The sequence below is a fragment of the Ruegeria sp. 6PALISEP08 genome (assembly GCF_001238295.1).
Lineage (GTDB): Bacteria > Pseudomonadota > Alphaproteobacteria > Rhodobacterales > Rhodobacteraceae > Ruegeria.
Map to the genome: position 1 here is coordinate 93,206 of NZ_LGXZ01000006.1, position 11,900 is coordinate 105,105.

General features: G+C 56.7%; 14 protein-coding genes and 1 pseudogene. 4 read left to right on the forward strand and 11 right to left on the reverse strand.

Annotation, left to right across the window (positions count from 1 at the left end; genetic code table 11):
* The first annotated feature begins 124 nt into the window (after positions 1 to 124).
* Complete coding sequence (locus ALB80_RS21815) at positions 125 to 289, forward strand: YdcH family protein (protein WP_083445267.1); 165 nt, start codon at positions 125 to 127, stop codon at positions 287 to 289.
* Here the strand turns inward: ALB80_RS21815 and ALB80_RS10575 are convergent.
* From ALB80_RS10575 to ALB80_RS10620, 11 genes and pseudogenes are all read right to left on the reverse strand, one after another.
* Positions 286 to 1,152, reverse strand: coding sequence for a DMT family transporter (locus ALB80_RS10575; protein ID WP_050604035.1), 867 nt, complete (start codon positions 1,150 to 1,152; stop codon positions 286 to 288). The two genes, ALB80_RS21815 and ALB80_RS10575, sit on opposite strands and share 4 nt — an antisense overlap.
* Positions 1,149 to 2,096, reverse strand: a complete 948-nt coding sequence (locus ALB80_RS10580; protein WP_050604036.1) for a transcriptional regulator GcvA — start codon at positions 2,094 to 2,096, stop codon at positions 1,149 to 1,151. The genes ALB80_RS10575 and ALB80_RS10580 overlap by 4 nt, the downstream gene beginning before the upstream one ends.
* Before the next feature lie 299 nt (positions 2,097 to 2,395).
* A complete protein-coding gene (gene phbB, locus ALB80_RS10585; RefSeq protein ID WP_050604037.1) occupies positions 2,396 to 3,118 on the reverse strand; it encodes an acetoacetyl-CoA reductase in 723 nt (240 codons plus the stop codon).
* A 187-nt stretch (positions 3,119 to 3,305) separates the two neighbouring features.
* Positions 3,306 to 4,481: an acetyl-CoA C-acetyltransferase gene (locus tag ALB80_RS10590; protein ID WP_050604038.1), complete on the reverse strand. Its 1,176-nt coding sequence runs from the start codon at positions 4,479 to 4,481 to the stop codon at positions 3,306 to 3,308.
* Positions 4,482 to 4,661: 180 nt separating this feature from the next.
* Positions 4,662 to 5,503, reverse strand: a pseudogene (locus ALB80_RS10595) (EAL domain-containing protein).
* 111 nt (positions 5,504 to 5,614) lie between these two features.
* Positions 5,615 to 5,803, reverse strand: coding sequence for a hypothetical protein (locus ALB80_RS22170; protein WP_157054186.1), 189 nt, complete (start codon positions 5,801 to 5,803; stop codon positions 5,615 to 5,617).
* 93 nt (positions 5,804 to 5,896) lie between these two features.
* Entirely contained in the window at positions 5,897 to 6,868 is a 972-nt protein-coding gene (locus ALB80_RS10600; protein WP_050604039.1) for a sterol desaturase family protein, read from the reverse strand.
* Positions 6,865 to 7,251, reverse strand: a complete 387-nt coding sequence (locus ALB80_RS10605; RefSeq protein WP_050604040.1) for a hypothetical protein — start codon at positions 7,249 to 7,251, stop codon at positions 6,865 to 6,867. Before ALB80_RS10605 ends, ALB80_RS10600 begins: the two co-directional genes overlap by 4 nt.
* A 59-nt stretch (positions 7,252 to 7,310) precedes the next feature.
* Positions 7,311 to 7,640: a hypothetical protein gene (locus tag ALB80_RS10610; protein ID WP_050604041.1), complete on the reverse strand. Its 330-nt coding sequence runs from the start codon at positions 7,638 to 7,640 to the stop codon at positions 7,311 to 7,313.
* Between the two features lie 84 nt (positions 7,641 to 7,724).
* Positions 7,725 to 8,087 carry a hypothetical protein gene (locus ALB80_RS10615; RefSeq protein ID WP_050604042.1) on the reverse strand — a complete coding sequence of 121 codons (363 nt, stop codon included), beginning with the start codon at positions 8,085 to 8,087 and terminating at the stop codon, positions 7,725 to 7,727.
* Between the two features lie 64 nt (positions 8,088 to 8,151).
* Positions 8,152 to 8,718 (reverse strand): TlpA disulfide reductase family protein, encoded by a 567-nt coding sequence (locus ALB80_RS10620; protein WP_050604043.1) that lies wholly within the window; start codon positions 8,716 to 8,718, stop codon positions 8,152 to 8,154.
* Positions 8,719 to 8,739: 21 nt separating this feature from the next.
* Between ALB80_RS10620 and argH the strand changes: the two genes are divergently transcribed.
* The 3 genes from argH to lysA all read left to right on the forward strand — a co-directional run bounded on the left by argH (position 8,740) and on the right by lysA (position 11,895).
* A complete protein-coding gene (gene argH, locus ALB80_RS10625; RefSeq protein WP_050604044.1) occupies positions 8,740 to 10,128 on the forward strand; it encodes an argininosuccinate lyase in 1,389 nt (462 codons plus the stop codon).
* Positions 10,128 to 10,325 carry a hypothetical protein gene (locus ALB80_RS10630; RefSeq protein WP_050604229.1) on the forward strand — a complete coding sequence of 66 codons (198 nt, stop codon included), beginning with the start codon at positions 10,128 to 10,130 and terminating at the stop codon, positions 10,323 to 10,325. The genes argH and ALB80_RS10630 overlap by 1 nt, the downstream gene beginning before the upstream one ends.
* A gap of 304 nt (positions 10,326 to 10,629) precedes the next feature.
* Positions 10,630 to 11,895 (forward strand): diaminopimelate decarboxylase, encoded by a 1,266-nt coding sequence (gene lysA / locus ALB80_RS10635; protein WP_050604045.1) that lies wholly within the window; start codon positions 10,630 to 10,632, stop codon positions 11,893 to 11,895.
* The last annotated feature ends 5 nt before the right edge of the window (positions 11,896 to 11,900 follow it).

Consider the following 11,900-nt stretch of genomic DNA (forward strand, 5'->3'; position numbering starts at 1 on the left):
CGGCAATGACCAGCCTATTTTGTCGGATTTATTACAGATTCCGTGCTTGTGCAGCGTGACAGGGTGGAAACGATGTGGTCAACTTCTTACGTGACATACAGACACGTAAACAAGGAGGATCGCAATGAGCGTGAGCGCACATCTGACGGAACTGAAGAAAAAGCACGAATCTCTCGGTCTCGAAGTGGAACAAGCCCAACGCTCGCCGGGCATTGATGATCTCCATATAGCTCAGTTAAAGAAACAGAAGCTCAAACTCAAAGAAGAGATCGAACGCCTGTCCGCTTAAGCTTTCAGGCTGGCGCGGGCCGCGATCAAGGCCCCGCCAGTGATCAGAAAGGCCGCAATCGCCAGACCCCAGGACGGGGCGGTGATTCCGGCGACCACCAAAGCAAGGGTCGACAATAACGGAGCCGCATAAGATGAGGTTCCGAGGATTTGAATGTCGCCTTGCTTGACCCCAATATCCCAAACATAAAACGCCGCTCCGACAGGCCCCAGGCCAAGCGCCAGAACCGAGACCCAGCCAAGGGTTGTGTCTGGAAATACCGTGTCTTCCAAAGCCAGATGTAGCAGGCCAGACGCCAGCGCGGCTGCAAGGCAAAAAACCGCGACCGAACTGGTTGGTGTATCACCCAGTTTGCGCGACAGGACGGAATAGCCCGACCATGTCAGCGCGCAGAGCAGGGCCAATGCGTATCCGGGCAAGTGTTGTGCCTGAAAACCTGCCCCGCCGCCGCCTGCGATGATCACAGCAGCCCCTGCAAAGCCAAGACAGGCCCCGATCAGATGCCCGATGCGCAGATGTTCACCCGGAAGCAGTCCCGACATAAGCACGATGAGCAGAGGCCAGAGATAGGCGATCAACCCAGCCTCGGCCGCGGGGGCCATGCGCAGGGCTGAAAAATACAGCGCGTGATAGCCAAACAGACCCAAAGTACCAAACAGGTAAGTGGTCCAGGGAACCTTTTTCAAACCACTCAACCCGCCGGTTGCCGTCGCCCAGATCAGACCCAAAGCGCCGCCGATCGTAAAGCATATTGTGTTCAGCAGAAGAGGCGGTGTGGGCGCAGACCCTACAGTGAACAACGCCAGTAAGGACCACAGTAAAACGGCCACAAAACCGATAGCCGTTGCACGCATTTTGGTCATAGGGGGAAAACCTCTTCAATCGGTATGATTTTGAACTCATCCGATATATGCGCGGTTTTTTCAATTTCAGTCAGGAACCAATCGCGAAAAGCTGCGATCTGAGGTTTTTTCTCGGCCCCCGGAAGGCACAAGAACCGGAACCGACCTTTGGTTTCCAAGGCTGTTTTGAACGGCGCAACCAATCGGCCTTCGGTCAGATCCTTGAGAATCATGGCGCGCCGCCCAAGTGCCACGCCAACACCGGCGACGGCAGCATCGATCGCGTGATCGGCATTGGAAAAATGCGCTCCATGGGTTGGGGTGAAATCGATGCCCACGGCGCGAAACCAGGCGGGCCAGTCGCAGGGTGGGGTCAGAAAGCTGATCGACTCGTCATGGATCAAAGGGGCTTTTTGCAGGCTATCCGGAGTGGGGAATTGTTCCGCCAATTCCAGGGTCATGACAGGGGTCAGCCATTCCTTACGCACAGGAACAGAGTACAACCCTTCGTCTGCCGCGTTGCCGAAACGGATGGCGACATCCACGTCGTCCCGCTCAAGGTCCATGTTGCGCAGCGTAGCCGAGAATTTCAGATCGATTTCAGGATGCGCGCGGGCGAACTCGTACAGCCGTGGGGCCAGCCATTTGGCCGTCAGCGCGGGACCTGCGGTAACGGTCAGGCTGTTGTTGTCTTCCTGCCTTCGCACTGCGCGCCATGCGGATTGCAATATTGCAAAGCCTTCAGACGCACCAGGAGCAAGAGCGCGACCTGCCTCGGTCAGTTCAACGGCGCGGTTCAAACGGCGAAACAGCGGTCGCCCCAGATGTTCCTCAAGCGATTTGATCTGAAAGGACAGGGCGGCTGGTGTTACATGCAATTCCTCTGCCGCCTTCGCGAAAGACATGTGCCGGGCCGCGGCGTCAAACGCACGGAGCGCGGTCAGCGGTGGAAGATAGTCACTCATAGTGAAGTAAATCTTAACTGAAGACCCAAGAAAGCTCGTTTGTCGGCTTATAATTAGAAGCACATATTCGCATCAGGTCAAGCAAATCTAATTTGAAACAAGGAGACGGCCATGATCGAGATGACGACAAATCCCGCCGCCCAGATGGCGATTCTGCGCGCCCATCAAGAGCGCAGCCAGGTGGTCTGGCAGTTTTGGGGATGGATTTTCGGTTCCCGCTGATCGCTGCGCGCGCGATCTTACGGGATAAGAAAGGGCCGGTCCAAATGGACCGGCCCGTTTTTTTTCTGATATACGGATCAGACGAAGAACTGCGCACCGTTGGCCGAGATGGTCGAGCCGTTGATGAACTGCGAATCATCAGAGGCCAGGAACGCGACACAACGCGCGATTTCTTCAGGCTCACCCAAACGGCCAGCCGGGATTTGACCAATGATGGCCTCGCGAACCTTTTCTGGCACCGCCATGACCATTTCGGTTGCGATGTAGCCGGGGCAGATCGCGTTGGCGGTGATGCCTGCACGCGCGCCTTCCTGCGCCAGAGACTTCACAATACCCAGATCACCTGCTTTGGTCGCGGCATAGTTTACTTGCGCGAACTGGCCTTTCTGACCGTTGATCGAGCTGATGACGATCACGCGGCCGAACTTGCGCTCGCGCATGCCGGGCCAAACAGGGTGGACGGTGTTGAACACGCCGGTCAGATTGGTGTCGATCACGTCTTTCCACTGATCGGGCGTCATTTTGTGGAACGGTGCATCGCGGGTGATGCCTGCGTTGGCGACAACGATATCGATGGGGCCAACTTCGGCCTCCACTTTCTCGATGCCTGCTTTGGATTCGTCATAATCGGCGACGTTCCACTTGTAGGTCTTGATACCGGTCTCTTCGGTGAACTTCGCGGCGGCTTCGTCATTCCCTGCATAGGTGGCCGCAACATTGTACCCTTCGGCCTTGAGCGCCTTGGAAATTGCTGCGCCGATGCCGCGGGAACCGCCGGTAACGAGTGCTGTACGTGCCATTTATGACTCCTCCAATTTCAGTTGTCTTGGTAATGCTGTTACTTTGAGAGGTGATCTTGCGCAATATTGTTTCGTCATTATTCTTCGGATTCCGAATGGCAATATCGTCGCATCAAAGGGGCAATACCCCAATGTAACAAAAAAGGGCGTCCAACGGACGCCCTTTTCTATTTGGTTTGTGGAACACTTAGTCGCGCTCCACACACAGGGCGACACCCATGCCGCCACCGATGCACAAGGTCGCCAGACCTTTCTTCGCGTTGCGGCGCTTCATTTCGAACAGAAGCGTGTTCAGAACGCGGCAGCCCGAGGCGCCGATCGGGTGGCCAATTGCAATCGCGCCGCCGTTGACGTTCACGATTGAAGGGTCCCAACCCATGTCCTTGTTTACAGCGCAGGCTTGCGCGGCAAAGGCTTCGTTGGCTTCGACCAGATCCAGATCGTCAACAGACCAGCCTGCCTTTTCCAGCGCCTTGCGCGAGGCATAGATCGGGCCTACGCCCATGATCGACGGGTCCAGACCTGCGGTTGCATAAGACGCGATGCGGGCCAGGGGCTCGATCCCGCGCTTTTCCGCGTTTTCAGCGGACATCAGCAGGGTCGCGGCGGCACCGTCATTCAAGCCCGACGCGTTGGCGGCGGTCACCGAACCGTCTTTGGCGAAAGCCGGACGCAGCTTTGCCATGGCTTCCATTGTTGCGCCGTGGCGGATGTACTCGTCCTTGTCCATCACGATGTCACCCTTGCGGGTCTTGATGGTGAAGGGCACGATCTCATCCGCGAAATTGCCTGCTTTTTGAGCGGCTTCGGCCTTGTTCTGCGAGGCAACAGCGAATTCATCCTGCATGTCGCGGCTGATCTGCCATTTCTCGGCAACATTCTCGGCAGTCTGGCCCATGTGGTAGCCGTTGAAAGCATCCCACAAACCGTCGCGGATCATTGTGTCGATATACTTCATATCGCCCATCTTGTGGCCAGCGCGCAAAGCTGCGGCGTGGGGCGACAGAGTCATGTTTTCCTGACCACCGGCAGCGACGATCTCGGCATCGCCCAGCTGAATGTGCTGTGCGCCAAGGGCCACGGCGCGCAGGCCCGAACCACAAACCTGGTTGATCCCCCAGGCCGCGCTTTCCTGCGGCAGGCCGGCGTTGATATGGGCCTGACGGGCAGGGTTCTGGCCTTGGGCGGCTGTTAGAACCTGCCCCAAAATGGTTTCGCTGACTTCGCCTTTCTCCACTCCGGCGCGTTCGACAACTGCCTCCAGGACGGCAGCGCCCAGATCATGTGCAGGGGTGTTCGCAAACGAACCACCAAAGCTGCCGACACCTGTGCGTGCGGCGGATGCGATTACTACGTTGGTCATATGATCAGTCCTTTACCGTCATGGGCCAGCGGAATGTCTGACGGCGCAGGCCGAGAGGAGCCCTCTCGAAACAAGAGCGCCCCGTGATCCCCCGCTCAAGTACCCATGCAATAGCGTAATGCTGCACATGCAGCAACGGTCAGCTTGTCTCAGCGTTAAATGAGGAAAACACTTTCCCGATTAAACAGGGTTAAGTACCTGACTTTGATATTTTTCCTGCTTCCAGGGGGCCGAGACGCTGGGCGCGCCACACAGGTAGCCTTGCAGGCAATCCACACCAACGGACATCAGGAACGCCGCATCCTCTTGAGTTTCGACCGATTCGGCAGTGACCAGAATCTCAAACTCCCGTGCCACTGCGAGCAAGGCGCGCACCAGTGTCTGATTGTCGGGATTGTTACTAATGCCCCGAACAAATTGACCGTCGATCTTGGCGGCATCGAAAAAAACTTACGAAAGTGACGGAAACTGAAATTGCTGGCACCAAAATCGTCAAGTGCAAAGGCGATACCGCGATCCTGTAGGCGATCCATAAAGTCGATGACCAATTCGGGCACCTGCATCGCCGAGCTTTCAGATATTTCAAGGATCAGCCGCTCACCCAATGCGGAGTCCCGCTTGAGGAACCGATCAAGAATAGCCGAACATTTCGAATATCCGATCGATCGCGCCGACATATTGATCGACAGACGAACCTCAGGGTTCCGCACCAGAGTTCGCAGCCCAAACTCCAGCGCAACACAATCCAGGTCCCGGCCAATGGGGGTATTCTCAACCTGTGGCATGAACTCGTGCGCAGGGATGACCCGCCCCGTTTCATCGAGGACGCGAATGAACCCTTCGTAAAACGCATTACCATTCGGAGGATGTGTTTGCACGACGGGCTGAAAAGCCAGCTTGCACTGTTTGTGTTTCACCGCATCGGTTGCCATCTGAACAACCGAATGATCACGGGTCGACACCGCGGCGTTCAGCGGGTTTTCCGATCCATCGGGCAGATTAGCGAGTTTCTTGTTTCCCATAGCGCCGATTCCCATGTGCCCGTGGCAGTTGGTTTGTCCAGGGCAGGTGTTTCGACACAGTTTCGGGGTAAACAGATGAATCTGCGGTTAAGGTGCCAGCAGTTTCAGGAATTATCGAGAGGTGTTCCAAGCGCGGGCAAGGGACGATGCTGCACTCAACACAGCTCCTATGGCGCCTGACAACATCAGGGCAAAGCCCAACACGATCCACACAGGTGCTGCGCCATTCAATGCTGCAAACATCGCGAGCAAAAGGCCGGATAACCCGAAATAGGTAGAAATCACTGCCAAACGGTTCATGTCGACCCTCGTGCACTCTTCGACTACAGTTGAGTGTCGATATGGCCCGTAAAGCCTAATTTTCAAGGGGTATTACGGGTGCTGCAGCCAGTATCAAACACGTTCTGCCTGTCCGCTGGGCAGTTTAGTGTCGAAATGCTCAAACCCGGGCGTTCCGCGATCTTCTGGATGGCGGGCCAGATGTTTGGCCTTGATCTGTTCCGAGCTTTCGCGGCTGCCATCGTGACTGTATCCCGGCGGAGCAAAGCAATAAGCCAACCGTTGACGCAGTGTCAGACCGGGTTGGATCGCATCACGCCAGATGCCGACCCATTCGTGAAAGGCCACGCGCAGCGGGTTGAAGGTACCGATATTGTGAACCAGCCCGAAATCGACGCGGTCGTTTTCCTGTTCTGGCACAAAAGTACCGAACATCTTGTCCCAGATGATGAAGACACCCGCGTAATTGCAATCCAGATACCGTGCATTCCGGCCGTGATGGGCGCGGTGATGGCTGGGTGTGTTCATAACGGCCTCGAACCAGCGGGGCATCTTTCCGATGGCTTCGGTGTGGATCCAGAACTGATAGATCAGGTTCAATCCGCCGACGAACAGAACCATGGCTGGATGGAATCCGATCAGGATCAATGGCGCGCGCACAACCATCATGAGCGTAAAGGTATAAGTCCAGGGCTGCCGCAGAGCGGTTGTCAGGTTGTAATGCTGCGAGCTGTGGTGGTTGACATGGTTGGCCCAAACCCAGCGGATGCGATGGCCAAAACGATGCACCCAGTAATAGCGGAAATCGTCCAGCGCAAAGCACAGGATGATCACTGGAATCGAAGTGCCCAAATCAAGCGGCGTAATCTGCCACAGCCACATGAAAAAGCCATAGGCGATAAAGCCCAGCAAAAATCCGGACGCAATATTGCCCGCGCCCATGATCAGCGAGGTCACTGCATCACGCGTCTCGTACCGCCCGCCTTTGCCCTTGACAGCGATCCACAAGAACTCTGCCAAAATCGCAGCCACAAAAAAGGGAACCGCCCATTGAACGGCATCGGGGAAACTGATCTGGTCGGTCATTCGGGCTCCATCAGGTGGCGCCAGTGCGCGCGCTCTATTTCGTCCAGGCGGATGAGGGTGCCTGGGGTGCCGAAGTCATGAAACTGGATCTCAAAACCTTCGGGGTGCTCGATCCAGTCGAAATCCAGCAGATGACGGGCCACGGTATCGGCGCCAAACGACCACAGCAGCCCTGCGCCGGTTTCTGTGCGCACCAGCGCAGCGTGACGGTCATTCGAGACCGTGACATCAATGATGGTGTCGTCCGGTGCGTGTCGCAACCATTGATCGCGTGCGGTTTCGGGTGTCAGCACGAAAGGTTCCGACCGACCCGTCAGATGTAAAAGCAGTGTGATCCCGGCGATTCCTCCGACCACCAGAACCAAAAGAATTTCCAAGGGCATCCCATCCTCCTGCGGATACCCTGCAAAGACGTGTTGAGGCTGTCAAAGGTGGCGTTGCGTCAGGTACGTTCCAGACTTTCAAGGATTTCATATTGGACAACGCGCTGAACGAAGGGCACCAGCCCATCAGGGCCCGAAGCCCGATCCTTGAGGTGGATGCAGATATCCGGACGGCGGGCAGCAATGATGCCTACCATTTCGCCGCGGACCGTGTCGTCCAGACCCGCCCCCAAAATGGCGCAGGCAATCCGAGGCTCAGCATCCAACTGCTTTCGGACTTCGTCCGGGTCGTGCGCACCCAGCCATTGAATCGGCAGGTGATCCAGTTGCCGTGCTACATCCCCAATCACATTTGGCAACCGTCCGATCAGCAGTACGACAGGTTTCATCGTTGCCTCCTTTCCATTGGGCATACAAAACCGGCCCGTTTCGGGCTTGTTCCACTATAGCACATTTGGAAGCGGGCTTCGTGACTAGTTCGAAATCGTCATGGCTGTGGCCTTACCTGCGCCCTTCTCGCGGGTGAAGGTTACCTGATTGCCGTCGATCGAGACTTTCTGGCAATCTTCAGGAAGTTGATTTTTGCCTATGACGACGTTTCTGCAAAAGTATCTTTTGTTCCAAACCCAGGCACCGACGACTTTTCCGTTTTTTCCTGTGTCACCCGTGATCTTCCCGTCTGCAGAAACAATTAGCCATGTACTACCGCTCACAAGCTTCTTGCCTACAATGGTTTCCATGAATTGTTGTTTCTTCTTAATGTCTTTGGCATCAGCCACAGACGTTAGCCCGGTGACAAGACATGCAGCAACAGCCAGATTGAAAATGAGTTTCATAAACTACCCTCCCACGCTTTAAGCGCGAGAGGGTACCATAATTCTGCAAATTTTTCTAATCGTGTTAACTTTCTGCGCCAACAAGCGTCGAGATGATCGCCTTGGCGCTGTCAGAATTCCATTCGGCATCGCCGATCAGGCGGGCGATTTCCTGACCTTCAGGGTTCAGGATGACCGTGATCGGTAGCGCAATCACCCCGAACTCACGCGCGGCAGCCGAGCTGGGGTCCTGATGGCGGGGCAGGTTGGCAATGCCATTCTCTTCAAAGAATTTTTTGATACCGGCAGGTGAGTTGCGACCCGTGGCCAATGTCAGGACCTGAAACTTGTCGCCGCCGAATTCTTCCTGAAGCTCAGCAATCTGAGGCATTTCCTTGCGGCAAGGTGCACACCACGTGGCCCAGAAATTCAGCAGCACATATTTGCCCTCATAATCTGCAAGCGTGCCAACACCGCCATCGTCTTCCAGCTGGAATTCGATCGATTTGGCGGGTTTGGGTTCCTTGTGCAGGATCAAGCGCTTCAGGCTGTCTTCCCGCAGCGGGGCGAGTGTCTCGGCATCGGTCGCTAATGCGGCGTTTGCACCCAGCGCAAGGGCCATATAAAGGGGGATCAGACGAAATAGGCGCATATCAACTCCGGGTTTTCTTACATGACCGATCAATCTTCGAACCAGATGTGGGGCGGCCGCTTTGCCGCCGGTCCAGACGCGATCATGGAGGCAATCAATGCCTCGATCGGGTTCGATCAGCGGATGGCAGCCCAGGACATCGCAGGCTCGCGCGCCCATGCCGCCATGCTGGCTGCCACAGGCGTTATAAGTGATAGTGATGCGCAGGCTATTCGGGAAGGGCTGCTCACCGTTTTGTCAGAAATCCAGAACGGAGAGTTTCAGTTCTCAACCGCGCTGGAAGACATCCACATGAATGTCGAGGCGCGGCTGAAAGAAGTGATTGGTGAGCCCGCAGGTCGTCTGCACACGGGTCGGTCGCGCAACGACCAAGTAGCGACCGATTTCAAACTCTGGGTCCGTGATCAGCTGGACGCGGCAGAATCCGGCCTTCTGGCTCTGATCCGCGCGCTTTTGGCGCAGGCTCAGGCGGGGGCCGATTGGGTGATGCCCGGCTTTACCCACCTGCAAACAGCACAGCCAGTGACATGGGGCCACCACATGATGGCCTATGTCGAGATGTTTGGCCGCGACCTGTCGCGCGTCCGCGATGCGCGCACGCGCATGAACGAATCCCCGCTGGGCGCTGCGGCCCTGGCCGGAACGTCATTTCCCATCGACCGCGACATGACGGCTGAGGCGCTGGGATTTGACCGCCCTGCTGCAAACTCGCTGGATGCTGTCAGCGATCGCGACTTTGCGTTGGAATTCTTGTCGACCGCCTCGATCTGCGCCGTCCATCTATCGCGGTTTGCCGAAGAGCTGGTGATCTGGTCCTCGGCCCAGTTCCGGTTTGTGACGCTGTCTGATCGCTTTTCGACCGGCTCATCCATCATGCCGCAGAAGAAAAACCCCGACGCGGCAGAGCTGATCCGCGCCAAGGTGGGGCGTATCTATGGGGCCAACACAGCGCTGATGATGGTGATGAAGGGGCTGCCGCTGGCCTATTCCAAGGATATGCAGGAAGACAAAGAACAGGTCTTTGACGCTGCCGACAACTGGATGCTGGCGCTGGCCGCGATGGAAGGCATGGTCAAGGACATGACCGCCAATCAGGACAGTCTGGCTGCGGCTGCGGGGTCTGGTTTCTCGACCGCGACCGATCTGGCCGACTGGCTGGTGCGGGTTTTGGGCCTGCCTTTCCGCGATGCCCATCACGTGACCGGATCGCTGGTGGCGATGGCCGAAAGCAAAGGCTGCGACCTGCCAGATCTGACGCTTGAGGATATGCAATCGGTTCACGCAGAAATCACCGACGACGTCTATTCTGTTCTTACCGTGCAAAATTCGGTAAACTCGCGCCAGTCTTACGGCGGTACGGCCCCAGATCAGGTGCGTGCCCAGGTCGAACGATGGAAGGCGATGATGTGATGTCTGCGCTGCGTGCAATCCTGATTATTGTTACTGGCCTCACGCTGGCCGGTTGCGGGGCTGACGGCGAACCAGTTCAACCCACAGCGCCACAACCCACAGTCAGTGCAACCATCGGGGTTGGCTCAAGCGGTGCCTATGTCGGCGGAGGAGTAGGCCTGAGCCGTGGGCCGCTTGGAATTTATCTTGGTTTCTGACCAGTCTTGGTATTGCGGACCCACCCGGGAAACGCCACGTTGCGCCAGAGTGCCAACGCACGTTACATCAAAAGAAAAGATGCTGAAATGAGAACAATAGGACTGGTACTGGTGCTTTCGGTGCTAGCAGCGTGTGAACCGTCTTCATCGAGACGACCAGAGCCTGCGGTCGAACCTAGGCAGTCCGGCAGTGGCATATCGATCTCGGGCTATGGCCGGGTTGGAGTATCGACCCGAAATTAACCGGGCCGAGGGATTCGGAATCCATTGATTTTAAGCTGTCTTCTGGTCTAAGCGCGCAGGCATGGATCATTTTCTTTACCGCGACGGCGCGCTTTTCGCCGAAGATGTCCCTGTCTCCGAAATCGCTGCCGCGGTCGGAACGCCGTTCTATGTCTATTCCACGGCGACTTTGCTGCGGCATTTCCAGTTGTTCGATGATGCGCTCGAAGGTACGGACCACCTTGTCTGTTACGCGATGAAGGCAGCCAGCAATCAGGCGATCCTGAAAACGCTGGCGCAGGCGGGCGCGGGAATGGATGTGGTCTCGGGCGGGGAGTATCTGCGGGCCAAGGCGGCAGGTGTTCCGGGTAACAAGATCGTTTTCTCGGGCGTGGGCAAAACAGCCGATGAGATTCGCACCGCGCTGACTGGTGGCATCCGCCAGTTCAACGTCGAATCCGAGCCAGAGATGGACGTGATCAACGCCGTTGCACTGGAACTGGGCGTTGTCGCGCCGATCACTGTTCGGGTGAACCCGGATGTGGACGCCAAGACCCACGCTAAGATCGCAACCGGCAAGTCCGAAAACAAGTTCGGCATCCCGATTGCCCGTGCCTCAGAGGTTTATGCCCACGCCGCCAGCCTGCCGGGGTTGGAGGTGATCGGCATTGACGTCCATATCGGCTCGCAACTGACCGAGCTTGAACCGTTCGAACTGGCCTATACCAAGGTTGCAGAGCTGACGGAACAATTGCGCACCGAAGGTCACAATATTCGCCGCCTTGATCTGGGGGGTGGGTTGGGCATCCCCTACACGCGCTCGAATGACGCGCCGCCGCTACCGGTGGAATACGGCGCCCTGATCAAGAAAACACTCGGTCATCTGGGCTGCGAGATCGAGATCGAGCCGGGTCGCCTTATCGCAGGCAATGCCGGGTTGATGGTCAGCAAGGTGATTTATGTGAAGTCGGGGGAAGGTCGCGAATTCCTGATCCTCGACGGAGCCATGAACGACCTGATCCGCCCTGCGATGTATGAGGCACACCACGACATCGTTGCGGTGCAGGAACCGGCTGCCGGGGTCGAACAGCAACCTTATGACATCGTGGGTCCGGTGTGCGAATCGGGGGATACTTTCGCCAAGCAACGTAATATGCCACCATTGAAGTCGGGCGACCTGATCGCCTTCCGCAGCGCGGGTGCGTATGGCGCGGTTATGGCCAGTGAATACAACACGCGCCCTCTGATCCCCGAAGTTCTGGTCAATGGTGATCAATTTGCAGTCATTCGTGAACGCCCAAGCTTTGACGAAATCATAAACCGCGATACCATACCATCGTGGCTTTGACGCGA